24 protein-coding genes and 7 pseudogenes are annotated in these 25,777 nt (G+C 59.1%); 17 read left to right on the top strand and 14 right to left on the bottom strand.

Features of this window, described 5'->3' with window-relative positions:
* Positions 1 to 45: 45 nt before the first annotated feature.
* Complete coding sequence (locus tag QO002_RS22795) at positions 46 to 870, bottom strand: transporter substrate-binding domain-containing protein (protein ID WP_307234083.1); 825 nt, start codon at positions 868 to 870, stop codon at positions 46 to 48.
* A gap of 663 nt (positions 871 to 1,533) precedes the next feature.
* Between QO002_RS22795 and QO002_RS22790 the strand changes: the two genes are divergently transcribed.
* The 3 genes and pseudogenes from QO002_RS22790 to QO002_RS22780 all read left to right on the top strand — a co-directional run.
* Positions 1,534 to 1,809 (top strand): hypothetical protein, encoded by a 276-nt coding sequence (locus QO002_RS22790; protein ID WP_307234080.1) that lies wholly within the window; start codon positions 1,534 to 1,536, stop codon positions 1,807 to 1,809.
* A gap of 248 nt (positions 1,810 to 2,057) precedes the next feature.
* On the top strand, positions 2,058 to 3,485 hold the full coding sequence (locus tag QO002_RS22785; protein ID WP_307233340.1) for an ISNCY family transposase: 1,428 nt from the start codon (positions 2,058 to 2,060) through the stop codon (positions 3,483 to 3,485).
* Between the two features lie 376 nt (positions 3,486 to 3,861).
* Positions 3,862 to 4,139: pseudogene (locus QO002_RS22780) on the top strand (ISNCY family transposase); the annotation flags it as partial.
* On the opposite strand, the pseudogene QO002_RS22775 reads toward QO002_RS22780, so the two are convergent.
* Positions 4,120 to 4,875 (bottom strand): annotated as a pseudogene (locus QO002_RS22775) (IS110 family transposase); the annotation flags it as partial. The pseudogenes QO002_RS22780 and QO002_RS22775 sit on opposite strands and share 20 nt — an antisense overlap.
* Positions 4,876 to 5,168: 293 nt before the next feature.
* A complete protein-coding gene (locus tag QO002_RS22770; RefSeq protein WP_307234078.1) occupies positions 5,169 to 5,438 on the bottom strand; it encodes a helix-turn-helix domain-containing protein in 270 nt (89 codons plus the stop codon).
* Positions 5,439 to 5,566: 128 nt separating this feature from the next.
* Between QO002_RS22770 and QO002_RS22765 the strand changes: the two genes are divergently transcribed.
* The 4 genes from QO002_RS22765 to traR all read left to right on the top strand — a co-directional run bounded on the left by QO002_RS22765 (position 5,567) and on the right by traR (position 8,757).
* Positions 5,567 to 6,247, top strand: a complete 681-nt coding sequence (locus QO002_RS22765; protein ID WP_307234076.1) for a hypothetical protein — start codon at positions 5,567 to 5,569, stop codon at positions 6,245 to 6,247.
* Positions 6,248 to 6,385: 138 nt separating this feature from the next.
* Positions 6,386 to 6,991: a dihydrodipicolinate synthase family protein gene (locus tag QO002_RS30955; RefSeq protein WP_370878587.1), complete on the top strand. Its 606-nt coding sequence runs from the start codon at positions 6,386 to 6,388 to the stop codon at positions 6,989 to 6,991.
* Between the two features lie 217 nt (positions 6,992 to 7,208).
* Positions 7,209 to 7,655 (top strand): alpha/beta hydrolase, encoded by a 447-nt coding sequence (locus tag QO002_RS22760; RefSeq protein ID WP_307235031.1) that lies wholly within the window; start codon positions 7,209 to 7,211, stop codon positions 7,653 to 7,655.
* A 397-nt stretch (positions 7,656 to 8,052) separates the two neighbouring features.
* A complete protein-coding gene (traR, locus tag QO002_RS22755) occupies positions 8,053 to 8,757 on the top strand; it encodes an autoinducer-binding transcriptional regulator TraR (protein ID WP_307234074.1) in 705 nt (234 codons plus the stop codon).
* A gap of 9 nt (positions 8,758 to 8,766) precedes the next feature.
* Here the strand turns inward: traR and QO002_RS22750 are convergent, their stop codons facing one another.
* Positions 8,767 to 9,075: a transcriptional repressor TraM gene (locus QO002_RS22750; protein WP_307235028.1), complete on the bottom strand. Its 309-nt coding sequence runs from the start codon at positions 9,073 to 9,075 to the stop codon at positions 8,767 to 8,769.
* Positions 9,076 to 9,887: 812 nt separating this feature from the next.
* On the opposite strand from QO002_RS22750, the pseudogene QO002_RS22745 reads away from it, so the two are divergent.
* Positions 9,888 to 10,174, top strand: a pseudogene (locus tag QO002_RS22745) (hypothetical protein).
* Here the strand turns inward: QO002_RS22745 and QO002_RS22740 are convergent.
* A pseudogene (locus QO002_RS22740) lies at positions 10,156 to 10,486 on the bottom strand (S26 family signal peptidase); the annotation flags it as partial. The pseudogenes QO002_RS22745 and QO002_RS22740 overlap by 19 nt on opposite strands.
* Entirely contained in the window at positions 10,483 to 13,785 is a 3,303-nt protein-coding gene (gene traA, locus QO002_RS22735; protein ID WP_307235026.1) for a Ti-type conjugative transfer relaxase TraA, read from the bottom strand. The gene traA and the pseudogene QO002_RS22740, both read right to left, overlap by 4 nt.
* Positions 13,786 to 14,043: 258 nt before the next feature.
* On the opposite strand from traA, the gene traC reads away from it, so the two are divergent.
* The 6 genes from traC to QO002_RS22705 all read left to right on the top strand — a co-directional run bounded on the left by traC (position 14,044) and on the right by QO002_RS22705 (position 17,692).
* Positions 14,044 to 14,352, top strand: coding sequence for a conjugal transfer protein TraC (gene traC / locus QO002_RS22730; protein ID WP_307234072.1), 309 nt, complete (start codon positions 14,044 to 14,046; stop codon positions 14,350 to 14,352).
* 4 nt (positions 14,353 to 14,356) lie between these two features.
* Positions 14,357 to 14,572, top strand: coding sequence for a type IV conjugative transfer system coupling protein TraD (gene traD / locus QO002_RS22725; RefSeq protein ID WP_307235024.1), 216 nt, complete (start codon positions 14,357 to 14,359; stop codon positions 14,570 to 14,572).
* A complete protein-coding gene (gene traG / locus QO002_RS22720) occupies positions 14,559 to 16,529 on the top strand; it encodes a Ti-type conjugative transfer system protein TraG (RefSeq protein ID WP_307234070.1) in 1,971 nt (656 codons plus the stop codon). The genes traD and traG overlap by 14 nt, the downstream gene beginning before the upstream one ends.
* Positions 16,526 to 16,969, top strand: coding sequence for a thermonuclease family protein (locus tag QO002_RS22715; protein WP_307234069.1), 444 nt, complete (start codon positions 16,526 to 16,528; stop codon positions 16,967 to 16,969). Before traG ends, QO002_RS22715 begins: the two co-directional genes overlap by 4 nt.
* Before the next feature lie 95 nt (positions 16,970 to 17,064).
* A complete protein-coding gene (locus tag QO002_RS22710; protein WP_307234067.1) occupies positions 17,065 to 17,331 on the top strand; it encodes a WGR domain-containing protein in 267 nt (88 codons plus the stop codon).
* An 82-nt stretch (positions 17,332 to 17,413) separates the two neighbouring features.
* Complete coding sequence (locus tag QO002_RS22705; RefSeq protein WP_307234065.1) at positions 17,414 to 17,692, top strand: HU family DNA-binding protein; 279 nt, start codon at positions 17,414 to 17,416, stop codon at positions 17,690 to 17,692.
* Positions 17,693 to 17,734: 42 nt separating this feature from the next.
* Here the strand turns inward: QO002_RS22705 and QO002_RS22700 are convergent, their stop codons facing one another.
* The 8 genes and pseudogenes from QO002_RS22700 to QO002_RS22665 form a co-directional block, all read right to left on the bottom strand.
* Positions 17,735 to 18,046, bottom strand: coding sequence for a DUF736 domain-containing protein (locus tag QO002_RS22700; protein ID WP_125850942.1), 312 nt, complete (start codon positions 18,044 to 18,046; stop codon positions 17,735 to 17,737).
* A gap of 369 nt (positions 18,047 to 18,415) precedes the next feature.
* Positions 18,416 to 18,883 carry a shikimate kinase gene (locus QO002_RS22695; protein ID WP_307234062.1) on the bottom strand — a complete coding sequence of 156 codons (468 nt, stop codon included), beginning with the start codon at positions 18,881 to 18,883 and terminating at the stop codon, positions 18,416 to 18,418.
* 11 nt (positions 18,884 to 18,894) lie between these two features.
* Positions 18,895 to 19,682 (bottom strand): annotated as a pseudogene (locus QO002_RS22690) (ParB N-terminal domain-containing protein); the annotation flags it as partial.
* 34 nt (positions 19,683 to 19,716) lie between these two features.
* Positions 19,717 to 20,082: pseudogene (locus QO002_RS22685) on the bottom strand (DUF1419 domain-containing protein); the annotation flags it as partial.
* 130 nt (positions 20,083 to 20,212) lie between these two features.
* Complete coding sequence (locus tag QO002_RS22680) at positions 20,213 to 21,148, bottom strand: DUF3991 and toprim domain-containing protein (protein WP_307234060.1); 936 nt, start codon at positions 21,146 to 21,148, stop codon at positions 20,213 to 20,215.
* Positions 21,149 to 21,322: 174 nt separating this feature from the next.
* A complete protein-coding gene (locus QO002_RS22675) occupies positions 21,323 to 21,448 on the bottom strand; it encodes a hypothetical protein (RefSeq protein ID WP_307235099.1) in 126 nt (41 codons plus the stop codon).
* A gap of 674 nt (positions 21,449 to 22,122) precedes the next feature.
* The gene (locus QO002_RS22670; RefSeq protein WP_307235022.1) at positions 22,123 to 22,731 is read right to left on the bottom strand and encodes an RES family NAD+ phosphorylase; all 609 of its coding nucleotides are present in this window, start codon (positions 22,729 to 22,731) and stop codon (positions 22,123 to 22,125) included.
* An 8-nt stretch (positions 22,732 to 22,739) separates the two neighbouring features.
* Positions 22,740 to 23,402 carry an XRE family transcriptional regulator gene (locus tag QO002_RS22665; RefSeq protein WP_307234058.1) on the bottom strand — a complete coding sequence of 221 codons (663 nt, stop codon included), beginning with the start codon at positions 23,400 to 23,402 and terminating at the stop codon, positions 22,740 to 22,742.
* 228 nt (positions 23,403 to 23,630) lie between these two features.
* Here QO002_RS22665 and QO002_RS22660 point away from each other — a divergent pair, with 228 nt between their 5' ends.
* From QO002_RS22660 to tnpB, 3 genes and pseudogenes are all read left to right on the top strand, one after another.
* Positions 23,631 to 24,017, top strand: a complete 387-nt coding sequence (locus QO002_RS22660; RefSeq protein ID WP_307225521.1) for a transposase — start codon at positions 23,631 to 23,633, stop codon at positions 24,015 to 24,017.
* A gap of 175 nt (positions 24,018 to 24,192) precedes the next feature.
* Positions 24,193 to 25,317: pseudogene (locus QO002_RS22655) on the top strand (IS5 family transposase).
* Positions 25,318 to 25,451: 134 nt separating this feature from the next.
* Positions 25,452 to 25,703: an IS66 family insertion sequence element accessory protein TnpB gene (tnpB, locus tag QO002_RS30950; RefSeq protein WP_370878586.1), complete on the top strand. Its 252-nt coding sequence runs from the start codon at positions 25,452 to 25,454 to the stop codon at positions 25,701 to 25,703.
* Positions 25,704 to 25,777 lie beyond the last annotated feature (74 nt).

The following is a 25,777-nucleotide window of genomic DNA, read 5'->3' as shown; positions in this document are numbered from 1 at the left end:
AAGGAAAGGCAATGCCGGGCGCTAGGCCCGGCATTACTTGATATCTCAGTCGGCGCTGTAGTCCTCGCCGTACCACTTGGTGGTAAGGGAGGCGAGCGTGCCATCCTTCTTCATTTCGGCAATGATGCCACCAACCTTGGCGGTCCATTCCGGATCGATCTTCTCGTCGATCACGACCAGCGGCTCGCGGAAGGCATAACCGTCATCGAGGATACGCAGCGGGTAGCCGTTCTTGATCGCGTTCTTGGCGGTCTGTTCCGGCGCGATGACGGCGTTGAGGCGAACGCCGTCGCCGAGGCGCAGGTCGTCGAAGGGCAGCATGGAATCGGCGAAGGTGCGAACCTCGCCCGGCTGCAGCTTGTATTCGATCGGCGGTAGGCCCGGCGCGTCGATTTCGAGCTTGCGGTTGATGAAGTCCTCAGAGGTCGTCGCCGTCTCGACGCCGATCACCTTGCCGTTCAGGTCCGCAACGGTCTTGGCCGTGCTGTCCTTGTGAACGACGTAGACATAGGGGCTGTAGTAGTAGATGCCGGCGAAATCAATGACCTGCGCGCGGGCCTTGGTTGGCGTCACCGAGCCGACACCGAGATCGTAACGACCCTGCCAGCGACCGCCGGTCAGCGTTGCCCAATCCGGGGTCTGGAAGCTTACCTCGACGCCGAGGCGCTTGGCGATCTCGCGCGAAACGTCGATGTCGAAACCGACCATCTCATTGTTTTCGTCGAGGAAGCTCTGCGGCGGCCAACTGCTGTTGGTGGCAACGACCATCGCCTTGTTTTCCATGACGCGATCAAGCGTTTCGCCTGCAAAGGCGGAGTTCGTGGCAGCCAGCAGCGCAGCGCCGGCAAGGAGCTTCGTAAAGATATTCATGGTGCCTCCCAAAGACGTTCTTTTAACGACATTTTGTAAGATGTCTGACAACAATTTATTGTACTCAATACGATGGGTGTCAACCACGCACTTCGGGAAGTTCATGAGAAATCGCGATGACCAGATGTTGTGTCGACACAAGGGAGCGTCGCAGCAATCTTTTGCGTCGCACATTTTGGAAGGGCGCTTATTCGTTCCAACGGGCAAGATAAGCGTCGCGCGCGGGAACCATTGGGTGAAATGCGTTGGCGCCAAGCTGCACAGAATGTCGCTCGCGCCATCACCTGCTCCTGCTGCTTAAAAAAGGATACGGGCGCAGTCCTGCCGGCGCAAACGCCGTTATCCGGGACACGGAAATTTCGAACTCTGAATCAAAATATTCGAGGTTTGAATCACATGAGCGCAATTTGTTTCAACGTGCCGGCACATCGAGATGATCTGAAGACAACCTCAAGCCAACGCGTGGGAACGGGCAACGATCCCCGGATGATTACGGGAGGGGCGTTGACGAGAGCGTCGCCGACGCGCCAGGCTTTGAGAGGTCAGTCAAGGAAAGGACTTCAACATGAGCCAGGAAATGCATATCGTCAGAACGCGGTTCGAGACCCTCGATGAGCAGGGCAAGGTGCTCTCACAACTTACGGAGCCCGCGTCTACGACGACTTGGAATGCGTCTACGCCAACACCCTCGACACGATCGAGGATCTGCTCGCGCTCGATGCCGGCGATCTGATCGACTACGTCAGCGACAACAACGAGACGGCAAGCTACATGCTCAAAATCGCGATGGATTGTGACGTTGCAATCTACGTCGATGACGAACGTTATGGTGACACCGACGAGGAGAACGAGGAACTCTGCGCCGAGCGTCTAGTTGAGGCGCCGTCCCGGGCAGGTCAGGCAAAAGCCCGCCATCGCGAGACAGCGATGCAAGAATAACATAATGTATTCATTGCCTTGATAAGGGACCTTAGGGTTCATTTTCAATGGCAGTTCATCGGATCAAAGCAAGTTCCATAAGAACTCTTATGTAATACGATCATGTGGCGGCATTTTAGAAATGCGACATATAGGCTAGTTAGAGACGCGACAATCGTCGCCTCTTGGGATGCTGGTCGAACGTCAGCATTGGGAAGCAAGATAAGCGGCGTGCATCGTGGTCGAGGCCATCTGTGTTCGGAGTCGTCATGTCTTGTTTGATTGTTATGTCTCAGAAGGAATTGCATCGTCTTGAACTAATCCAGCAGATTCGCGCTCGGAGGCTGACTGTCGTCGAGGCGGCTGGGTTGCTCGGTCTCAGCCGCAGTCAGGTCCACCGTCTGTTGCAAGCCTATGACCTGGCCGGCGCCGATGGACTTGTCTCGAAGAAACGCGGCCGTGCGAGCAACCGGCGTCACAGCGAGGACTTCCGCAACCTGGTGCTCGACTTGGTGCGTGAGCATTACGTGGATTTCGGACCGACCCTGGCCACCGAGAAGCTGCTCGAGCGCCACCGGATTGCCGTCAGCAAGGAGACGCTGCGTCAGTGGATGATGGAAGCCGGCATCTGGGTGTCGCGCCGCGAACGCAAGAAGCGGGTTTTCCAGCCGCGCGGCCGGCGCGACTGCTTTGGCGAACTTGTGCAGATTGATGGGTCGCATCACTGGTGGTTTGAGAATCGCGGTCCCAAATGCGCCCTGCTCGTCTATATCGACGATGCCACCGGCAAGCTGTTGCATCTGCGCTTTGCCGGCTCGGAGAACACCTTCGACTATCTGCACGCGACGAAGGCTTACTTGCAGCAATGGGGCAAGCCGATCGCGTTCTACAGCGACAAGCATGGGGTTTTCCGCACCACCCATGCTTCGCAGCAGGACAGAACCAGTGGCCTGACACAATTCGGGCGGGCGCTTTATGAGCTCAACATCGACATCATCTGCGCCAATAGCCCGCAGGCCAAAGGGCGCGTTGAGCGCGCCAACCAGACGCTGCAGGATCGGCTGGTGAAGGAGTTACGGCTGCGTGGCATCGACACGATCGCGGCGGCCAATGCCTATGCGTCGGAATTCATGGCCGACTTCAATCGCCGCTTTGGCAAGGAGCCTCGCAATCCGAAGGACATGCATCGGTCGTTTGCCGCGCATGAGAACCTCGATCGCGCCATGTGCCGCAAGGAAGTGCGCAAGCTGTCACAGGCCCTGACGCTGCGCTATGACAAGGTGCTGTTCATCCTCGATCCGACGGATCTCGCCAAGACGCTCGCCGGTAACAAGGTCGTTGTCTGCGACTATCCCGATGGTCGCCTCGAGATCACCCACGAGGGGACGTCCCTGCCCTACAAAACCTTCGACACGCTGCGCTCGGTGCACCGCTCCGAGGTGGTTGAGAACAAGCGGCTTGATGACATGCTGGCCCTGGTGGCCGAGATGCAGGCCGGACGTGAGCAACAGCGCAGCCAGAGTGGACCACGCCGCACTGGTCAGACCGACCATATGTTCGGCATTCGCGACGGCAGTACAGCCAATGGCTACCAAAAGCGCGGCACCAAGCCTGGCAGGAGGACGGATTTTACCAATGATCCAGTGGTAATCGCCCGGCGACAGCAAGCCCTTGCGCAGTTGAAAGCGGCGGAGTGATCGGGGTGTCAAAGCTAAAGTTTACTCTTCCAGCTGGAGCCATCCGCCGCCGCCCGGCCTACGCAACCCCGACCAGCTCCACCCGGGCGGCGGCTTACGTCTGTGTATAGGCAAATATAGAATCTTGCAAAATCAGTAATAACGAATAGGATGGTGTCGCGTCTCTAAATTTCTTACTTTGTCTCATCTTTAAATAGCTGTGACAGATCATGTAGCCGCAAAGTTAGAATGTCCTAATTCGGCAAAGTTAGAATGTCACACTCCCCGGGTCTGATTGACGTCTGGGAGATTGCAAATGGGATTGATTGCGATGAGCGAGCGTGATCTGCAGCGGATCGAAGTTCTGTCGAAGGTTGTTGATGGTCATATGACGCTGGATGCCAAGGGCGGCCAGGGCATGACCCAGTTCGGGCGTGCGCTCTGCGAGCTAAACATCGAGATTCTCTGCGCAAATTCGAGCCAAGCCAAGGGGCGCGTCGAGCGGATGAACAGGACACTGCAGGATCGATTGGTCAAGGCACTGCGGCTGGCCGGGATCGATAACATGAAGGCTGGCAACGCGTTTCTGTCGAGTTCATGGACCGTTACAATGCGCGATTTTCAGTCGTCCCTGCCCGACCCGATGATTTGCACCGGCCGCTGAATCTGGTGCCTCAAACGTCAGCGGCTCGTTTACGGACAGGAGGGAGTTGCGCTCGCGCTCCACCCCGGCGATTTGCTCCAGCAGCAACTCAAGACGATCGAGTTCTCGATTTATTTGAGTCTTAAGATGGCTCGGCAAGTCACGCCCGTCTCCGGTTTGGAGCTCCTCCAAGCATTTGCGGCGATCCTTGCGAAGCGGTTGATAGTCGCTCACGCCTTGGGTGAAGAGTAGACCCTTGACGCGATTAACATGCCTTACCCGCTCTGCAATCAACACTTTGCGTTCCCGGCAAATTCGACGACGGTCTTCGTCCTCATGGGACGGCGCTCTGACCATTGCGCATACACGTGGCTCGCCACGCTTGAATGCTAGCAGTGTTCGCGTCAGTGCCTCTCCATCAATCTTGTCGGTCTTAACACGCCGACGTCGACGAGAGGTCGCGATAGAAGCTGCATCAACAACGTAACTCTCAATCCCCTTCGCTTCCAAAACCCGATGTATCCAAAAGCCGGCCAATCCAGCCTCTTGGATCGTTACGATGGGAAACGACTTCCCTGTTCGCAGCCGCGCCTTCTGTTGGAGCTGCTCAAACCGGGCGAGCAACGCGGCAATGTTACCGCCGTCCACCACATGCTTCGACATCTTTTCGCCGTTGCCCGGCGACAACGAAGTGATCAACCAGGTCGATCGGCTAAGTTCCAAAGACACAAAAATTGCGCCAAGATCAGTGCGAACCGCAGTCTGCATTTCCAATTGAACGGATTTGGCTTCCATAATGTGCTCCTCCCGAACGAGTGCATTGATGCAACCTCACTCTGCCAGAGCTCCGGCCGCTGTTCACTCCTCATGGGATCTAAAGCCGACGGGCAACGTCTCACCCGCCCCCTCCCGTCCCTTGCAACCCGGCCCAGCCGGTCGGATCGGGGGCTGATCGTCAAGGCCAGTGTCGCGTTTCTAAATGGCCGACGACATCGCAGCCCTATCCAGCTTTGACAGATCAGTTATAACATCACGTATCATAAAATATCCCAACTTGCTCTTCACGGAGGTGAGAGCGCAGGACCCCCGCCGGTGATTAATTCTATTGGATCAGAAAAGCGAACGCCAGCGCCACCGCCATTCTGTGGGATGAACTCTATGCCAGCGGCCTCAAATGCGACCCGTAGTGCCTCAAGAGTTGCGGGATAGCCTGGACGACCAGCTTCAATCCGAGTCACTGTCGCTGCTGTGACATTAGCTCGGCTTGCCAGATCGCGAACACCCCATCTTAGTGCAGCTCGTGCCATTCGGACTTGCGCGGCGTTCAACATTATAACCTTGACATAATCTTTGAAAGATTCAAACTCTCTGCGACCAACGTTTGGTCACAGCAGCCACGCAGGTGCTCGCAACACCTCGCGTGGCCTGACCGCAATTCAAGCTGTAGGGAGCTCGGATCATGGCTGATTCTGAGGATAGCAGAACAGTGCCCGCAATTACTCTCAGAAAACGAAATTCCAACGGATTTGCGACAGAAAAAATTCCGCACCAAATCGACCGGCGAAACCTTCTCCCCATTGCCGCACGTCTACTCAGCACACGGACTGCGGAGGCGAACAGTCAACCAAGGGCGCCTGGCCCCACACCTGTGAGAGAACTCTGGCCAAAGTGGTACGCCCTTTATCAGCAGCACATGCGGGCGTGCAAGTTCAGAAAAAAGCTCGAAATGGAAATGCTGGAAGATCACGCCTGCGCCCCGATTGCGCTGCAAATCGAAGGATCGGATCGTCCGGTTACCGTTCATTCCTATGCCGAAATCCAACGACTTTGCTGCCAACTGGATGCTGGCCAAATCGCCGGGGTACGGGCTAGCCTCAGGCAACGCCGACGAGCATGGAAAAAGGCCGACGAACGCCTGGGTTACAGTGCCGCTGTTGCGCTCGAGCAAGACCTCGCCCAACAGGCTGGCATAACAGGCCGTGTCATGGGGATCGCGAAACCTTTTTCCTTGATGGAAGTCGCCGCGAAGCTCCACTGCCTGATCGTCACGGAGGATCCGGCCCTGAAACTCGAAGAAACCCCTTGGCCAGAACTTCGGACGATGTTGAAGGATCTCATCCTCATAGAGCGAAGACGCTAGCACCTTCAACAGAGGCCTTATTATCGCTCCAGCACATGTTGGAGACACCTTTTGGGGCAGCCCCACTGGAAACTCGTTGGGCGACGTCTAGGGCGTGGATCCCAACTCTCCCCGGCGCAGGCACTTGGCTTAGCGCTTGTGACTGCTCGAAGTCTCTGGCAGGTTGCAGCATCAATCGAACAAGGATGGCGATGCAAGTGGATATACGACGTGGGACAGCTTCCCCTATGCGTCTACAACAATCCCAGCACAACAAGATTTACGTTCAGCGTTGAACTGATCGAACGGCCCGCCAAGGTTCGAAACATCGTAGCCATAAAAATGCCGCTGCCTGCCGACGGGGACTACTCTTCCGAGATGTCGACAATCCGACGTCACACGGCGCCTCCGTTTGCGACTGGCTATAGCGGGGATTGGGGTGCGGCTGACGCGCTGCTGGCAGGAGCCGATGCCTGGCACAGCGTTGTCTCAGGGCTGTTACCATCAGAGGCCTTAGCTATCACCAGAGCGGCTCGATCTGGAGACACCGAGCTTGCAGCGAGCATCAACAAGGGGTTCGAACCGATGTCGTCGACGTTCAAGGAGTTCGGAAGCTTCCGCGTTATATTCGCTGTCGCGGAAATTATCGGGATCGGAGCCTTCGAGCCGCCCCGTCCAGTTCTGGGGCTTCATCCGGAGGCGCGCGCTCGGGTGGCGGAGGCAATCTATGGACTTCGTTCCGCCGACTCATCGGCTCACGATTAGGATGGTACCATCACGGTTTTTTGCCCGAAGCGGTCATCCGTTTGTTGAAGAGGGATGCAATAGCGTGACAGCCATTCCCATGGAAGAAACTCATGCTGACACTTATAGCCTTTCATGGCTCAGGGCGAGAAGAAACAGATTTGATAGAATTCTGCCGCCAGCTCACACCTGACGCTAACATACGCGCGCCTCGCAGTTCGTTTGGACAGGCGGATGGATTTACCTTCTTCAGACGGCGCGCCGATCGGAGCATTGCTGCTGCAGAAGTCCTGAACTAGCGACGAACTGGATTTCGCAAGAGTTCGAGACGCACTTCCCGGAGTCAGGCGACGTCATTGCGGTAGGATACTCGAGCGGCGCGATATTCGCTGAAACGCTGCTCTCTGTCGCGCCGGAGTTGTTCGCAGCGGCGGTCCTCCTGCGCCCCGAGCCGCTATCACTGGGCTTCAGTTTTCCGGCGATGCCGGCGAAACGCATTCTCATTGTCGCCGGCAAGCGCGACGAGCGTCGTCGCCACGACGACGCTGCTGTTCTCGCTGAACAATTACACAGTGCTGAAGCCATCGTTTCACTGCATGTCATCGATGCAGGCCATGGATGGGCACAGGACGATGGGGACATTGCCTCAGCGCGCTCGTGGCTAGCGACCCTTGCTGCGGCTTGACGTCCGCATTTTGGCGAGAACCCGCCAAAAATGAGCGGCTTCAATTTCCTTGCCTTCAAGGTGATCGCGACCAGGATCCCCGTTCCTGCTGATGCGCTTGCTCGCAATCCAATCTCTCTGCGATGGCGACCTATGAAACTGGAAACAGCTGTTCTCAACAAAATTTATGCCAACTTAGATTACGTGTAATTGTATACTTGCAGAGTTTGGCTATGATGGCGTCGCTGCCGGGAGCAAACTGGAGGTTTCGCTGTCGCCACTTGGAAGCTGGCGATCTTGCTGAAATCCAGCAGAACAGTGAACGGCGTCTGGCTAGGCGCCCCCCAGCCCCAAATTAATGCCGAAAGCCGCATACTCTCCGCGACCTCTTCCACCTGCCACGCAAACGGAGCGACACATGAAGGACTGGCTTGATAAGTTGACCAATCTCGCTGCAGCACAGGGAGACGAGAACGTCCTCAAGCAAGCCCTGGCGGATTTCGCCGACCAAGCTGGCTTCGGCGGATACGCTTATCTCTACATCAGACCCAGCCATACGATCGCCGCGTCCAACTATCATCCCGAATGGCGCTCGACTTACTTCCAGCGAAACTATGAGAAGGTCGATCCAGTCGTCAAACGCTCAATGTCCTTTAACAAGGCTTTTACCTGGAGTGCAGACGACGAAAGGCCTCGCCTCGACAAAGAGGGACGAGCATTCTATGCTCACGCCGCAGACTTCGGCATTCGCTCCGGCTTGACCATTTCGATCAGGACTGCAAACGGGTCGACCTCGATGTTCACGCTGGCATCGGAAAAAACGGTGATCGAACTTGGGCGCGATATCGACGCTGTTTCGGCCGTTGCTGCTGTTGGGCAACTCCATGCCCGTATGTCCTTCCTGCCCCTGACTGCGAGCGAACAGCATCCGGGCTGGCTCGATCCCAAGGAAGCCGCCTACCTCCGATGGATTGCTGTCGGCAAAACCATGGAGGAAACGGCATGCGTGGAAGGGGTCAAATACAATTCGGTAAAGAGCAAGCTCGAAGAGATGAGAAAGCGACTTAGTGCGCGTACGATGCCGCAACTCGTAGCACTGGCTATCCGCGCCGGACTTATCTGAGCTGCCAGATCAGTTGACCGAGACGTTTGGGATATAGCCCAGAAGGTCAACCAGAGTGCTCAGGGCGACCATCTGTGCATGCATCTCGATCATTGCCTCGATGTATTCGAGATGCTGTGCGCCACCAGTGGCTGTTCCGGTCTTGTAGTCGTCCGGCAAGGCCTGGAACAACTGATCTGCCTTTTCAAGGAGCTGCCGGTGCAGCCGGATGGCGTTCACCGTTAAAGTCTCGATGTCTGAGTTTGGCAGCCCGCGCGTCAGCCCAATCACAGGGCGGAGTTCACATGTATCCGCCAACGTCTCATTTTCCGATAACATTTCGATCCAGCCTTGGTAGACGTTGGTCTGCGGTACGCCCCCGCTGACCACGAACCCTGTGAACTCTAGCCGGGGGTTAGAATCCGAGATGAATCGGCCCTGAGACCTTTAGCACCGAGGCGCCTGGACATACGTCACAGGCCCCCGGCCATAAGGTCAGAGGGTTCTTGGGCCATTCCGGTCGGCACCAACCGTTCATCAGGGGATTCTAAGCCCCAACGCGGCGCGTACTGCGTCTCGTTTGTTATAAGGGTCAATCTGGAAAGACGCCAGAGGAGACACGCGTTGACGTGTCATTTCTGGTCTATTCAGGGCCTAGGGCAAGATTACCTTGATGACGGTTGGGTCGATGCGGAAGTCCTCCTCAAACGAAGCTTCTACGAAAGATCAGGCGTTGGCTGGAACGTCTCGATATCCGCCTTGGCTAGAGGTATTCGGCCCTTGCTTATTCAGCGGCATATGGCGATTTGCCTTAAAGTGGCGTTGCGACCGCACCTTGAAAAATTTGCGGCAGGCAGTTTGGGAAGATTGCCGCCACGACGCAGCATCGCGCCTGATGTCAACGACCTCTCATGCGATCAAGAACGCCAAAGCCACTCGTCTCCCTCGTCTGCAAAAAGATAAGGACCATAATGCCGAAAACCCGGCTACCCACTTTCCTTTTCTTCATCGCTTTTATGGCGCTCCTTGTTTCTGCAGGCGCTTGGATCTCTGCCAGCGGCATGCGGCATGCGGCGTCCGCGCGTCTGTTCCGTCGGTCCAACCTGTAGAATTGATTTGAAAACGAAGATAAAGGCTGCTTAAATGCTCCCATGAAGGCAGTGATTTTCGCTGTTGCCCCGCTGCTGCCTTCGACCGGCTTTGCCGCCGATGCGCTAAAAGTTAACGCGCGCGATCATGATTGCGCCGCGATCAGCAAAATCATTCGCGACAACAAAAAGGAATTTGTCAGCACCGGCTTTGGCGGTCGCAGCTTCCGTTATCCGCCCGCGCGTTGCAACCTTGGGGTATGTATAAGACCGTTAGCACGCGCGATGCGAAAGAGCAGCAGTGCGTACTTAAATACGCCTGCGTAATTGATCCATCGATGACGACCTGATCACCGATCTCGACACGCTGACGGGCAAGAGCTGCTACCGTTTTGATGAGTGGTGCAAAGCCACCGTTACACGATCCCCAGCGAAGATAGCCGCGTTGTCGAGCGCGCTCAAAGCTGTCGGTTGCCCGGCGGGCAGACGAAGACGAGATCGCCGACAGCGACGTCTCGGGAAAGTAGCTCGATGCGCCAGAGCCCAAGCGGTTCGCTTGGTGTCAGGTTCAGCCGGTAGCCGCCGCTCCACCCGGCCGCGACAAGACCGATGATGACGACGCCAGCCCCCGCCAGGAACAAGAGCACCTGACGCCGCCTCATTGCTTCAGCGCCGAGGACTGGCGCTGGGTAAGGCGGATGTCTTCGGCCTGCCTGAGCGACTGGACCGTACGCTCGTGAGCCGCGAGTTGCTGGGCCGTGCGCATGACTGGCCAGGCTTCCTTCAGCCGCTCCTTCTCCTGAGGTGCCAGTCCCTCAGAGAGCTTGGTGAACACCTGACCCTCGGGGTTGCGCGCGGAATTCGCCAGCAGCGCGCGCTCCCCGAACCGCTCGGTCACCGCCTTGTTGAAACCGTCGATCTCGGCCTTGGTTTCGCGATTGCTGAGTGCGTATGCCATCGCAGCTGGAAGGTCGTTACGGTCGATCGCGTCACGCACACGTTCCAGGATGCTTTGCGCCGCCGGCGACAGCGCCGGGATATCGATCGAGACGCGCTGGCGCTGTGTCTTCTCCTCACCCTCGATCCGCTGCACGGCGGCCTCGCGGATCCGAAGGTAGGTTTCGATGTCGCGCTTCAATGCCGGCACGTTGACCTCGGCGACACGACGGGCTTCCCGGTCAGACTTGCTGGCGAGAATCCCGGTCTTTCCCTTCAGCGGGCCGACCGACGCGGGCTCCACGGCAAGCTTGTCGAGTGTCTGCGTTGCCACCTGCTTGTCTACGAGGACCGCGTCGAAGTTCATCGACCGGAAGGCGGTCTCGGCATCGGCGAACACGTAGCGGAACCGCGTCGAGACCTCCTCCCACTGATTCTTAACAGCAGGATCGTCCGCAACCTTACGATCGACGGCGTCGCTCAACGGTACGGGGAAGAGTTTGACGCCTGACACCATCGGTCGGGTCTCCTTTATCGTTTGAGGTTTCGGGGCTTGCAGCAGGCCGAGACGTGTCCCGGCTGTTCGAAGACGCGCGGCCAGATCGGCAAGTTTCGACCCCTGGCGCAGCGTCCAGTCGAGCCGGTCGCGCAGCAGGGTTCGAGCGACCTGGACGATGTGAAGGCCGCGGCTTTGGGCAAAGGCGAGCGCCGGGCGATAGAGGCCACCGCGCTCGTAGTCGAGCGTGGTCTCCTTGGCATTCCTGCGCGTCAGGATTTCCGTCAGACCACCCGCCTTTGAGAAGGAACGACGGCCATAGTAGAGCGCCAGATCCTCGCGGTGGCGGGTCATCGCGACATAGGTGAGATGGCGATCGAGTGACAGACTTGCCAGCACCTTCACCCGGTCTACGGTCGCACCCTGGCTCTTGTGAATTGTCGTGGCATAACCATGATCGAGATTGTTATAGAAGCGCTGTTCGACGGACACCTGGCGCAGCTGATCACCCTCACCAACCACGACCGATATACGGTTCGGCGCTGCCTCGACGACACGGCCGATTATGCCGTTCTTGACGCCAAGCGAGCCCTCGTTTTTGAGGAAGACGATCTGATCGCCGGTATCGAAATGGCGGATGCCGTCGGCTGTCTTGAAAGCATGGCCCTCACTGAGGATGCCGCGCTCGACAAGTTTATCGCGTGCCATGACATTGAGCATGCGAACGTCGCGGCGCAGGTGCGCCAGCATCAGCATAGACTTTGCCGGATCGTAATCTCGGTTCCAGTCGACGATGAGGTGTTCGACGGCCTGAGCCTTCAAATCCGAGCCAAGCACCCTGCCCTCGGAACGATAGGCGGCCAGCGCTTCGCCAACGCGGCCACGCGCAAGATCGAGCGAGGCCTTACGCATCCAATCGTCACGCTGGCGATAGATGGTTTCGAGTTCCGCGTAACCGACACGATCCGCGATGGCGCGAAACGCAGCGCCCGCCTCGATCGGCTGGAGCTGCTCAGGATCGCCGACAAGCACGAGCTTGGCGCCTGACCTAACCACGGTCTCGACAAACCCAGCCATCTGCCTGGACGCGACCATGCCGGCCTCGTCCATGACGAATATTGTTCTGGCATCGAGCGCGTCGCGGTCCTTCTTCCAGCGCAGCTCCCACGATGCCAGCGTGCGGCTCTGGATCCCCGCTTCCTTTTCCAGACCCTCGGCCGCCTTGCCGGCGAGCGCGCCGCCGACGACACGGTATCCAGCGAGTTCCCAGGCCTCTCGGGCCGCCTTCATCATCGTGGTCTTGCCCGCACCAGCGCGTCCGACGACGGCTGCGATGCGCGCAGAGCCAGCGACGTGTTCGATTGCGGTGCGCTGCTCATCTGACAAGCGGGCATGGCGCGCGAACGTTGCCTCGAGGACGGCTTGGGAAACGCCATGCGTTTCCCGCTCGGACAGCCAAAGCGACCGCCGGGCCATCTCCGCTTCCAACCGGATCAGCTCTCGTGTCGTGTACCGCGCCGGCAATCTCTGTCCGGTCGCGAACTCGATTGTGTCCAGCTGCAGACCCAGGGTTTCGGGACTCTGGAGGATGCGCGCCAGCAGCTGTTGGAACACGCCGGGATCGTCGATATAGCGATGCAGCACCTTGGCCACATCGCGATCATCGAAAACGCTTTTTTCACGGGTGATCAGGTCGAGCACGATGCCCGGATTGCGAAGAATACGGCGGGCACTCTCGCTGCGGCGCTGCTCGTTCAACTCGATCCGCTCGAGTTCTGGACGCACACCCCGACTTTCCGCCTTGCGCTCGATCGCCTTGGCGCCGACGCCGAGATGGATCGTCGGCTCAAGGTCTATCCCCTGCTTTTCGTAAGAGCGACCGTCGATGCGAAGATCGATACCGCACAGCGTCAGGTGATGGTTCTGACGTTCGAACCAACCATCCCGCAGGGCATTGAAGTCGTCAGTAGACCCGGCCCAGAGTTCGTAGACGATCTTGCCGGAGTTGGTACGGACCGGTTGACCATCCTCGCCGATGACCGCGACCTTCTTCGGCCCAAAACCCTCCTCGGTCATTGGGCGCAATGTCGTCATCAGGTGGATGTGCGGATTGCCGGGATTGTCGTGGTAGACCCAGTCGGCAACCATGCCCCTGGCGAGGATGTGTTTTTCCACGAAGTCGCGTACCAGCGCGATGTTCTGTTCGGGCGTCAGTTCCAGTGGAAGTGCGATGGTCAGGTCGCGGGCGAGCTGTGCATCGGAGCGTTTCTCGAACGTCTCGACCTTGTTCCAGAAGGCTTCGACCGCTCCCGAGACCGAGCGATCGGCGATAAGGGAGCGGACCCATTTCGGGGCGTCGGCGGGGAGGACGAACTCCTCATGCAGCAGGCCCTGCTTGCGGGTGTAATCGATGGTGCGGGCCTCGCGTTCATATTCCATCTTGGCGCAGTGGCGGTATGCCGCAGACAGCACGGCGCTGCGGCCGTCACCACGGCTGACAAGGCTGGCTGAGAAATGGGCGATGGCCACGGCGATGAACTTCCCGAAGTTAAAACCTTCGTCCGTCGGGAGTGGCAGTCCAGCCCGGCCCCGCCAGGGCCGAATGCAACCACGTCGCCTCAGCGACGTATAATTGCGCCCTTGGAACCGCTCCTTCGGAACGGCGGGATCATCCACCAAAGCATCGGCTTTGCCGATGTGCAGATCTGCAGGTTCCATTTTTCGAGCGTCCGGGAGAGTTTTGGCGTCGCAACAGCAACGCCATGACCATAAAGGAGATCGTCCGGAATGAAGAAGCCGTCATCCAAGATCAGGGAAGAAATCGCCAAATTGCAGGACCAGTTGAGGGCCGCCGAGACGCGCGAGGCGGAACGCATCGGCCGGATCGCGCTGAAGTCTGGCATTGGTGAGATCGACATCGAGGAGGCAGGGCTTCAGGCAGCCTTCGAGGAGATCGCAGGCCGGTTTCGCGAGGGCAAAAAGGGCACAACGGGACGGGCCAATGCAAGAAAGAATGCCAGCGGGACCGGAACCGGCAGCGAGACCACCTCGCCGCTCACGGCTGGCGCGGGTGCGAGCGGCGTTGGCGAGGCTTGAGCGGATGGCGAAAGGGATGACGACAGACGCCCGCAAAAAGGACACGCGCGAAAAAATCGAGCTCGGCGGTCTGATCGTAAAAGCGGGCTTGCGCTACGAAAAACGGGCGCTGCTGCTTGGCCTGCTGATCGAAGCCGGAAAGCGGATCAAAGGCAATAAGGCCGAGCGCTCGCGCATGACTGTTATCGGCGCGGAGGAGTTCGGTAATGACAGCGAATAGGCTGCTTCTCGGGATTCTTCCGGCAGTCATCATGATCGCCGCCATGGTCGCAGCATCCGGCCTGGAACACCGGCTTGCGGGCTTCGGAAGCTCCGCGCAGGCAAAGCTTTTGCTTGGTCGCGCCGGTCTCGCCCTGCCCTATATGGCAGCCGCCGCGATCGGCGTGGTCGCGCTGTTTGCTGCGAATGGATCGGCAAATATCAAGGCAGCCGCGCTGAGTGTGCTTGCCGGAAACACAGCAGTCGCTTTCATCGCAATCGTGCGCGAAACGATCCGGCTGGCGGGCATTAGTGGCAGCGTGCCAACAGGCCAATCGGTTTTGGCCTATGCCGATCCGGCGACGATGGTTGGCGCGAGCGCCGCATTGTTCAGCGGGGTGTTTGCGTTGCGGGTTGCCATCAAAGGCAACGCCGCGTTTGCTCAAGGACGGCCAACGCGGATCGGCGGGAAACGGGCAGTGCATGGCGATGCCAATTGGATGACCATACAGGAGGCCGGGAAACTGTTTTCCGACGTGGGCGGCATCGTCGTCGGCGAGCGATACCGCGTCGATCATGACAGTGTCGCGGCGATGGCGTTCCGCACTGACGATCCACCGAGCTGGGGTATCGGCGGCAAGGCGCCGCTGCTCTGCTTTGACGGCTCATTCGGCTCATCGCACGGCATCGTCTTTGCCGGCTCCGGCGGTTTCAAGACGACGTCGGTGACCATTCCGACCGCGCTCAAATGGGGCGGTGGGCTCGTCGTGCTCGATCCGTCGAGCGAAGTGGCGCCGATGGTCGTCGAGCACCGGCGAAAGGCTGGCCGCAAGGTGATCGTGCTCGATCCCGCCAACCCCGCGACCGGCTTCAACGCCCTCGACTGGATCGGCCGCTTCGGTGGCACCAAGGAAGAGGATATCGTCGCGGTCGCCACCTGGATCATGACCGACAACGCGCGGGCGGCCTCGGCACGCGACGACTTCTTCCGCGCGTCGGCCATGCAGCTGCTGACCGCGCTGATCGCCGACGTTTGCCTGTCCGGACACACCGACGCCAAGGAACAGACGTTGCGTCGTGTTCGCGCCAATCTATCCGAGCCCGAACCGAAACTGCGCGAGCGGTTGACGCGGATTTACGAGCAGTCAGAATCCACCTTCGTGCGCGAGAACGTTGCCGTGTTCGTCAACATGACGCCGGAAACGTTCAGCGGCGTTTACGCCAATGCGGTCAAGGAGACGCACTGGCTCTCCTACACGAACTATGCCGCCCTCGTTTCCGGAGACAGTTTTTCGACCGATGAGCTGGCGGCCGGGGCCACGGACATTTTCATCGGTCTTGACCTGAAGGTTCTGGAAGCACATCCGGGACTGGCGCGGGTGGTGATCGGCTCCTTCCTCAACGCGATCTATAATCGCAACGGCGAGGTCGCTGGACGCACCCTGTTCCTCCTCGATGAGGTTGCGCGCCTGGGGTATCTGCGCATTCTCGAGACGGCTCGCGACGCCGGGCGTAAGTACGGTATCAGCCTGGCACTGATCTTCCAGTCAATCGGCCAGATGCGCGAGGCTTATGGCGGTCGTGACGCCAGCTCGAAATGGTTTGAGTCCGCGTCCTGGATTTCGTTTGCGGCGATCAATGATCCGGAAACTGCGGAGTACATTTCCAAGCGCTGCGGTGACACCACGGTCGAGGTGGATCAGACAAGCCGCTCTTCCGGAATGAAGGGATCGTCACGCTCACGGTCAAAGCAACTGACGCGCCGTCCGCTGATCCTGCCGCATGAAGTGTTGCGCATGCGCGGGGACGAACAGATCGTCTTTACCGCGGGCAATGCGCCGCTGCGCTGCGGACGCGCCATCTGGTTCAGACGCAAGGATATGAGCGCGTCCGTTGGGGAAAACCGGTTTCACAAACAAGCTACAGACGGGGTAAAGAGCGAGAAGACCGCTCCAACTACAGATATCGAGGAGAAATGACATTGAGAGTTTTTGCGGCCGTCGCCAGCCTATTCGCCTTAGTCATCGGCACCCTCCAATCTGTAGCCTCAGCCCAGCAGCCAGACAGCGCCAGCGACATATTCTCTATCTGTGGAAGTGGGCAACGTATCACCTGCGTGGTGGACGGCGATACGTTCTGGTTCCGAGGTGAAAAGATCAGGATTGCGGACATCGACACGCCAGAACTTAGCCCACCGCGATGTCAGCGCGAACGCGAGCTCGGCCTCGCGGCGAAAAACCGTCTGCTCGACATTCTCAATTCCGGTCAGCTGTCGTTCAAGACGACCGCCAGAGAGGAAGATCGCTTCGGTCGCAAGCTCAAGATCGTCTACCGCGATCGGCACTCAGTCGGCGATATGCTCGTCGCCAAAGGCTTGGCTCGGAAGTGGCAAGGATCACGCCGGAGCTGGTGCGAATAATCCAGGCGCCACGCATCACCGTCGTGAATCGTTGATACCCATCCGATTCACAACATTCATTGGACGGCAGAATCCGGACGCGCGATTCTGCCGTCATGATCACGCAGCCCTATCACCTCTATGTTGAGCGGATCGCGCCGGAAAAGAACATGGCGCGGTTCTATGCGCTTGCTGTTCAGCCGACCTTGTTCGGCGAGGTATCGCTTGTTCGCGCCTGGGGTCGGATCGGAACGCGCGGGCAGCAGATGGTGCATCTGTTCGACGACGAGACCCAGGCCATCAACCTGTTCCTCGACGTGCTTCGCGAGAAGCGTAAACGGGGCTACCGACCGAAACCACCTGTGGACATCCCGCGGATCTGATCCGCGCTTCCCCGGTTGCCGATGACAAGACGGTCATAAGCTGACACGGATTCTTTCATTGTTAGAAGATGCGAGGGATTCCATGACCAACGCCAATGAAATCGCCGACAAGATTGCAGCCGACAACAGCCTGACCAAGGTCCAGGCCAAGGGCATCGTCGAAGCCGTGTTCCAGGCGATCGCCGATGCAGCAGGCTCCGACGCCGAAACGTCGATCCCCGGCTTCGGCAAATTTAAGGTGAAGGCATCGCCTGAGCGTGAGGGTCGCAATCCTGCGACCGGAGAGAAGATGACGGTTGCCGCTTCGAAGAAGCTGACCTTCGCGCCTGCTAAGGCGCTCAAGGATGCACTGAACAAGTGATCCTGATGTGGAGAGCCCCGCCTTACGGCGGGGCATCCGGTATCAGTCCCGGTTCGACCGGGACCAGATGAGGGAGAGGCCTTCCTCGCCTTCGACCTCGATCAGCGTTGCGTAGATCGGAGCCGGGAAGCTCGGGTCATCGAGCTTGACCGAGAGGTAGTCGCGGCCTTCGTTGGAGGTCTTCTTCCAGGCTGCGCCGAATTCGACCGTAGCTCCGGCGAGGATGCGGTAGTCCGGGCCTTTCTCGGAAGTGCGCTCCACCGTGCGGATGGTTGCCTTGACGTTGAGGTTGAGGGTCTTGATGGTGCCGGAGAAGCCGTTGCCGGAAGCGGTGAAAGAGCCGATGGTTGCCATTGTCGTAATCCTTTTCGGTTGTTCGGGCTGCGTCCATCGCGGCCTCGATGGCAGTCGATAGGACCGGAGACGATCGGCCTGCACCTGAAATGCCGAAACGGAGTGGAGGACGGCCAAAGGAGAGGCTTTCTTGCCTCGCGAGGAATGGGCGCTTCAGCGCACAGGGGAAGAAAACGATCCGGCCGTTGCGGATGCCGATCGAGCCGAATGCAATGAGGCGATCTTTGGTCAGACATGCCCCATCGAGACCGCAGTGGACGTGTCCGCTGACTGATCAAGGGATATGGCAATGGCATTATCTGGCGGTGCTCGGTGTTCAAACAGGCCCATGCCATTGAAGGCACAGAGCGATACTCATGACTGCGCTCATCAGGGCATGTCGGCCCGCACCCTGGTCATGAAAATACCCTCTTCCGTAGCGGTCGGGCGGGCCTGCGGCACGGGGTGGACGTTCAAATAGGACATCAAAGCCTGCATCGTTACCGCCGCGACCATTTCGTGCTGGCCGTCGACGGACACCACCGTCACGTCGGCCAGAGCATAAGTTGGGTAACGCTCATCGATAAACTTGCGCAGGGCGCTATCGGGATCGGGGGTTTGCAGCAACGGCCGGTTGGCGCCCCCGCGCACGCGGCGGATCAGTACGTCGAAATCGGCTTTCAGCCAGATCGACACCCCCTGCTCCGCGATCAGCGCGCGGGTCTCGGCATTCATGAAGGCACCGCCGCCGGTCGCCACCACTTTCGGCCCTTCGGCCAGGAGCCGCGCGAGCACCCGCCGCTCGCCGTCGCGAAAATAGGGCTCGCCGTGCCGGGCAAAGATTTCCGGGAGCGTCATGCGGTGCGCCGCCGGTAGGCAACGGACTGGACCGACCCGTCGCGCGCGTTGATGTACCATCCGGTCAGGTCGCCCTTCCCGGGCTTGCCGTAGACCTGTTGAGCCTTTGCCGGCAGCTTGGCCTGGCCGTATTCATTGGCCTCGATGACCGATCCGCGCTTAGGCAGATTGCTGGCGATCCACTCCTGCTGGGCTCCGAGGAATGCCTCGACATCGGTGGTGTAGCGGCTGTCTTCATCGGCGGGTGCAAACAGGCCCTCGACCCAGGTGATGCCGTAGGCCTGCGCCAGTTCGTCACCGAAGCTCGCATGTTTGGCCAGCATGCGAGTGGAGGTCAGCGCCCGGGCGATCTCCCACCAGGACACCTGCGGCTCCTGCTTCTTCGGCTTATTCTTCTTCCAGACCTCGGCCTGCTCATCCTGACCGGCAGCCGCGATCGTGCGCAGCTGCTGTTCGTTCGGCATGTCGCCGCGCGCCACTGATCGACCGGGTTCAGCGGCTCGCGGGCGATGTTTTCGGCGAACGACTGCATGGCGCCGAGATCGTCGGATGGATCGGCCAGCAGCGGCGGGATTTCCAAGAGATCCGCGGCAATCGCCTGGGCGGCGCGGCGGTGACCGAAGACGATGATGTAGCTGTTGCCGCCTTCCGGATCGAGTTTGACTATCGGCGGCTGGACGACACCGATGGCCCGGATAGATGCGCAAAGCAGCGCGTCGGATTGGGGTGAGGATTTCGATTGGCGGGACCGGTCGGGATTGTCCTTCAGGCTGCGCGGAACGGCTGTAATCAACTGCATGGGAATAACCTCCAGGTTTCGGGCGGACGGACTGGCGGGATTCCCGAGTGACAATTTCGGCGCGCATCCGGTCTGGCGACTGACGATCGCCAAGGTCGCAATATCCGTGAAACCATCGGGACCGATCGTCGATCGTCAGCGCAAAGAACACGCTTGTGACGCTTGCGGCCAGAAACTCGCGCATGGCGAACATGTCACCGCGATAGAAGAGCGGCGGCACGATCTCGAACATGTGGTCGTGGTCGGCTTCCGATATCTCAAACCACTCGCCGACGTAGCGCGTGCCATTTATCCGATCATCGTCGAACGGCGATTGGCTGTGGCGGTTGAACAAGGCATACATTTCGTGGCGGCTGGCCACACCTTCGAACACCTTACGGATAGCGGGCGAAACGAACATTTGCGGCTCCTTCGGGGTTGCGACTGAAGCGAAGCCTGTTCGACCTCTCTGTTCAGTCCTTTGATCACCCCTCCTCAGCCGGCGCCTCGCGGGCAGCGGGTCAAGGGCCGCCGTCAGGCGGGCGGCGGCTTCACCCTTGATGCGCTGGCCGCGTATGCGGCAGCTCTCCTCTCTCCCTCCACTCCTTCAATTCCTCATTCCAATCCTCAGCTTCCGGCCTCAGCCGCGAGAAATCGCAACCGGCGCGATCTGCCATCTGGCGCAGACGATCGGCAAAGACCTCACCCTGAACATTGTTGTCGGTCGCGGCCACAAGCCATGCGCCCTCCCCGGACGCTAGGTTTTCCAACGCGAGCGCGGTTAGCGGAGACCAACCGCCTCCGGTGCTGACATAGAGCGTGTCCGGTCTTGTCTGTTCGATCGCGGCAAGGCTAAGCGCATCGATCGCAGCCTCGGTCACACAGATCCGTCGGGCACTGGTGCTCCCAAGCTGGAAGAGCGCCTTAGCGCCGCCGGTGGAAAACCCGCGCCAGTCCGGACCGCGCTCCTCCCAGCCGATGACGGCGCCAGCCTCATCGACATGCTTTGCCCACATCGAGCCATAAGGGCCTTCCCGAAGAACGTCAGCCTCATCAGCCGCGGAGATGACCTGCCATGGCAGCTCCCGGCATTGCCGCAGATACGTCCAGGTCGCCGACGCGCGCCACGGCCGTTTTCGGTGGTTCCATCGGTCAGTGATCGAAGCCATTGTTTGCGTGTGAACGATAGGTTTTTCCCAAACCGGTGCAGTTGGCTGAAACGCGACCAGTTCGCCGACAGCCGCCAGGGCTTCTGCAAAACCGATCCCTTGCAGATATCTTGCAAGCGCGAAGACGTCGCCCTTGGCATCCGAACGAGCGTCGAACCAGCCCCTGTCGTCGTGTATTACGATGATGATGTCGTCGTCGCGCCGGAATTTGACTGCCCGGCGCGTGCTCTCTTTTCTGTCTATCGCGAAGCCTTCATGCTCAAGGACGGCTGCGCAGCCCACCCGGGTACGCAGCTCCTCGATGTCATTCTTATTCATTTCACATCCTTTGCTTTCCTGACTTTTCGGACTGGCAGCGCCCTGCCCGCGAAGATGGAAGCGCGCAAGGGCGCGGTTCGCAATGTGCAGATCTGCCGGACAAGCTCGCGGCGAAGCCTCCCTTGCGCGCGCATCAGCGCAAGCGGCACGCGCTCCCCCGAAGGGGTGATCGGCTCAATGAGCCGATCCATAGGCAAAGGGATCGTATTCGTTGATGATGGCGTCCTCATCGCCGTCATACTCGGCGGAAGGCATGACGCCGATCTCTCGAATTATTTCGAAGAGGGTGACCGGGACCATGAGGGTCCGGCAAGATCGAGGGCGTGGTTTGTGCGAGGCTGAGATCCGACATGTGACGCTCCATCCGTTGGCGGGGCCGATCCCCGCTCGATGGCGCCCGTTCGATCCCGGCCCGGCCGCGGTCACCTCGGCGGCGCAGCCAGAGAGGTCGCAGGAACTGCGAACCCCCTGCGGGTTGACCGTCCAAGGACGGGACTGGATTAGGGATGCCAGACAAAAGAGCTGGGTTCGGCAACGCCATTGGTTGGAACGGGACTGGTATTCGAGCTCGCCCGCACGACATTCGCCGGGTTATACAGACTGTAGATCCTGCTACGAAATGGAGATGTGAAGGTGCTTCATGACGAGAGCGCGGCCGGCGACGCCAAGCCGGAAGCCGTGCATCCTGGACAGGCCCGGTTACATGGCCTAAACGAGCATCTCTAGCCGCCGACGAGCTCTTGCGTCGTGCGGCTGTCCGTTACGGGCGTAACGCTATATTCTGGCGGCAGCAGCGTCAGCGTCATGGTGTCTGGAATTCGGTTTCGAAAGGACGGAACGCTGGGCAAACTGCAGGAAACGCTGAATTTGTCATTTATGGACGAGAGACACACTCAAAAATGAGGCCGCCAGTACCTGACGAACGCAGGCTCCTCAACCGAGCCGGGAACGACCAGCACTAAACCGGCAATGCATCAAGGGAAATCGACCAGACCCACACGGAGGTCATTGATGACCGCAGCGAGCCCTGGTGCGCCGATCAGTGGCACGACCCGGGCCGGCGCCAGCTTGGAGACGGCACGCCCGAAGACGGCGATATTCGTGTGGCCGTTCAGGCGAGATGGATAGATGATGCCGTCGGGAAGCGACTGGTGCTCGTGGAATGCCAGCCCCCAGGAGCGCGCAAGGCTCTGACGCGATGATTTCGCCACGTCAGTTGGCACACCCATCCTGATGGCGTGATCGTCGCGCAGGTCAACAAGACTGAGGTCTGCGATCGTCTCGATCTCAGCGTACCGCCGCGCATAGATTTCTTTTTCATCAATAGGAAGATCGCCAATAAGACCGTCGCGGCGATCACGCAGAACCGCTTCGAGGAAACAGACCTTGAGTGTTTCGCCCAGATAAAGAACGCCGAAGCGCTTCGTTGCGTCACGTCGGCGCGGATCGCTGAAACGGCTCGCCGTCTTTCCAAATCCAGCGGGTCCGGAAAGGCGCTTGCGTAGATCCGGCCAAAGCGACGCCCTGACGGAATGGTTTCGATATCGAGCGGCTGACGCTCGAAACCGGCAGGCGGTTTGAATCCAGTCATTTAGCGAAAGTCACCGCGGGCAATGCCCTCGGCTGCGGCGATCACGCCGCTATCCTGGCCCCGCTTCAAAGCGTCGAGCCCGGTGCGACCGTCAAGCGCGCCGTGGGGCGAAACAAGAAAGCGGTAAACGGCCCAGGCACCTGCCAGTATCTCGTGCAGTTTTGGAAGCGACGCATAGGGCCGGCCGTCCTGATCGAGCTGCCAGGCCGGAAACCGGAACCCTCGCTTGGCCCCATCCAGGCCGAGAACCTGGCCGTTTTGACGCTTCGTATTGACCGTGACCCGCGAAACGCCAAGAAGATCGGAAAATACGTCCGCGCTCAGCATGTCGTCCTCGCTGAGGATCTCTGCAACGCGGCGACGGCCGCGCTCTCTTGCGGAGGACAGGGCTGCCTTCAGTTCGTCATCCGGTTCGCCAGCCTCTTCGACCGGAAACACACTGTCGCCAACCAGTGGGTCTTCCTCGACGATCGAAATTGTCTGCGCTCCGGCGCGCGGATCCACGACGACGCGGAAACTCACCTGATGGCCAGCCTTCTGGCTCAGCTGCACCGCCTTGGTATACTGATTGAGCAACGCTTTTTCGAAATCGGCCTTGCGAGGCAGCTTCATTGATAGCGCGATATTTGGAGTTTCACTTGCTGACGTTTTCGTGACGGGCATGACAATCCACCTTCTGAAATTAAAATAACCAGTCGCTGCCATTTCGTCAAGTTCGTTAAGTTGGTAAAGTCTCCACCGACGTATTTGGACATAGGCGTTTCATAAAAACCGTCGTTTGATGCCGAAATGAGCCTTTGACACCACTACTATTAAGTAAGCGCAGGCGACCCCACGTAGCGGGGCGTCGTAAAATGGCTCATTTTCGGCATGAATCATGCGGAGAATCCTATGAGCGACAGTGTGAATCAGGCTCGTGCCTTTGAGGTTTTGACAGCAACACCGGTACGGTCGAGACGTAAGCCGCGCGATTGGCCGGATGACGAGAAGGCGCGGCTGATTGCCGAGACGTTTCTGCCGGGGGCGAATGTCTCGGCTATCGCACGCGCTGCAGGACTGGATGCTTCGCAGCTTTACGGCTGGCGTCGCAAGGCATTGGCCTCGGGATCGGTGGTGCCCCTTTCGAAAGAGGCTAATGAAAGGGTTAGTTTCGCGCGCGTCGAAGCTGTTGCAAGTTCACCGGTGGAGATCGTCATGGGTGACGTCGTGGTGCGCGTTGCCGGAGATATCGAGCCGGATCATCTTGCCAAGATCCTACGGGCGGTGCGCAGGGCATGATTGCGTCTGGCGTTGTCGTTTACGTCTCCTGCCAACCGGTCGACTTTCGCAAGGGAGCGGCTTCGTTGATGGCTTTGGTCAGGGATGGCGGTCTAGCAGGATGCGGAAAAAGGCGCTTGCTGCGAGCGGACTGGCGTGATTGCATGCCCGAGTGATTGGCCGGCAGGAGCAGGACATGCGGGGCAGTGATATCCAGACGGCGGGTCTGTTTTCTTATGTGAGCTGCGAAGCACGCGTTCCGACAAGCCATCCGCTGCGGGCAATCCGCGCGATTGTCGACGAGGCACTGGAAGTTCTGTCGCCTGATTTCGAGGCGATGTATTCAGCGATCGGCCGCCCGTCGATCCCGCCGGAGAAGCTTCTGCGCGCCCTGTTGTTGCAGGCTTTCTACACGATCCGCTCGGAGCGCCAGCTCATGGAGCAGATGGACTACAATCTGTTGTTCCGATAGTTCGTCGGCTTGTCGATGGACGCGCCGATCTGGGACGTCACCGTGTTCACCAAGAACCGTGAGCGGCTCCTGGCTGGCGACATCGCCGCCAAGTTCCTGGCCGCATTGCTGAGCCAGCCGCGAGTTAAGGCTCTCTTGTCAGACGAGCACTTCTCGGTGGACGGCACCTTGATCGAAGCCTGGGCCAGCATGAAGAGCTTCAAGCCCAAGGACGAGACTGATGGTGACGGTGATGACAACAACGGCTCCGGCGCTGACGCGAACAAGCCCGCAAAGGCTACGGCACGCAACCCTGAGCGGGATTTCCACGGCGAGAAGCGCAGCAACGCAACTCACGCGTCGACCACCGACCCGGATGCCAGGCTTTACAAGAAGGCCCGTGGGCAGGCGGCCAAGCTTTGCCACATGGGCCACGTCACCATGGAAAACCGCAACGGGCTGGTTGTCGACGCCACGCTGACCCATGCGACAGGAACCGCAGAGCGCGAGGCTGCACTGGATATGGTGGGCCGCATGGATGGTCGTCATCGCATCACATTGGCTGCAGACAAAGCCTACGATACGGCAGACTTCGTTGCCGCCTTGCGGGATATCAAGGTGACGCCACACGTTGCTCAGAACACGGCGAACCGACGCTCAGCCATCGATGGTCGTACCACCCATCACCCCGGCTACGCTGTCAGTCAGCGCATCCGAAAACGCATCGAAGAGGTATTCGGCTGGGCCAAGACCAGCGGCGGAATGCGCAAGACCCGCCATCGCGGAAAGGATCGCGTCGGTTGGATGTTCACCCTGACAGCGACGGCTTATAATCTGGTGAGGCTGCCAAAGCTGCTGACGACGGCATAATCGCGCCCGCAATCCGCCGAGACAGGGCGGATGACGACAAAAGGGCCGAAAAGGCCGCTGAAAAAGCCTCATCCCCGCTCGTCTTCGAACCGTCTAGCGAGGATCGGTAGAAAAATTAGCGCTATTTCCGCAACCTGCTAGATCCTTTCAATAGCGCCCTTTACGTGTTCCGTTCCAAACGGAAGGACCGTGTCCGGATCGTGTGGTGGGATGGCAGCGGGGTCTGTCTCTATTCGAAAGTTATCGAAGGAAATGGCTTTTGCTGGCCGGCAGCGACGGCGGCGCGCATCCGTCTGGATCATGCCCAGCTCATGGCCCTACTGGCCGGAATGGATTGGAAGAAGATCCGCTCGGCGACAATCAGGAGGCCGCTTTCGACGGGTTGAACCCATCCAAAAAATCTCACGCATGTTACTGTAAACGCTAGGAAAAGATCACTATTTGTGATCTACTTCCTGCT

This window comes from Pararhizobium capsulatum DSM 1112, assembly GCF_030814475.1.
Lineage (GTDB): Bacteria > Pseudomonadota > Alphaproteobacteria > Rhizobiales > Rhizobiaceae > Pararhizobium > Pararhizobium capsulatum.
Note: the sequence above shows the minus strand (reverse complement) of the source record. Positions and strands in the feature narration are given on the sequence as shown.